We start from the raw sequence: 1,002 nt of genomic DNA on the forward strand, positions 1-1,002 counted from the left end.
GGTGTGTGGGCTCAGGACATCCCGGACGGATGTCTCAGGTGATCCCGGACTGCTGTCTCACGACATCACGGACCGCTGAGCGCGTCGCGCCCTGACAGCCCGATGCCGGCGACAGCGTCGAAGGTGTGTCCAAGGCCCGCCTGGTCCTCACCGCCGCCACCGTCGAGAAGCGCAGCGTCGCCGAGATCAGCGCCACCTACGGCGTCTCCCGCTCCTGGGTCTACGAGCTGCTCGCCCGTCACCGCCGCGAAGGCGACGCCGCCTTCACCGCCCGCTCCCGGCGCCCCCGCACCATCGCCAACGCCACCCCCGCCGACGTCGTCGACCTGATCGTGCGCCTGCGCAAGGAGCTCACCGACACCGGCCTGGACGCCGGCCCCGCCACCATCGCCTGGCACCTGCAGCAGCACCACGGGCACGCCGTGTCCCGCGCCACCATCGCCCGGCACCTGACCGCCCGCGGCCTCATCACTCCTCAGCCGCGCAAGCGACCCCGCTCCTCCTACATCCGCTTCGCCGCCGACCAGCCGAACGAGTGCTGGCAGGCCGACTACACCCACTACCGCCTCACCCCATCCGAGACGAAGCCCTACAGCGGCGGCGACGTGGAGATCCTCACCTGGCTGGATGACTGCACCCGCTACGCAATCTCGGTCACCACGCACACCCCGGTCACCGGCCGGATCGTCGCCGACACCTTCCTCGCCGCCTGCAGCACGCACGGCGTCCCCACCAGCACCCTCACCGACAACGGAATGGTCTTCACCACCCGCCTGTCCGGTGGCAAGGGCGGCCGCAACCAGCTCGAGACCCAGCTGCGACGTCTCGGCGTGACCCAGAAGAACTCCCGCCCGAACCACCCCACCACCTGCGGCAAGGTCGAACGCTTCCAGCAGACCCTCAAGCGCTACCTACGCGCCCAACCGGTCCAGCCCGCCACCGTCCAGCAGCTGCAAGGCCTCATCGACACCTTCGTCGAGCAGTACAACCACCACCGCCCCC

General features: G+C 70.1%; 1 protein-coding gene. It reads left to right on the forward strand.

What is annotated here, in order from left to right:
• Positions 1 to 125: 125 nt before the first annotated feature.
• The coding region (locus WAA21_RS17890; protein WP_336924212.1) for a DDE-type integrase/transposase/recombinase at positions 126 to 1,002 on the forward strand (877 nt) is incomplete at its 3' end.

This window comes from Aquipuribacter sp. SD81, assembly GCF_037153975.1.
Classification (GTDB): Bacteria; Actinomycetota; Actinomycetes; order Actinomycetales; family JBBAYJ01; genus Aquipuribacter.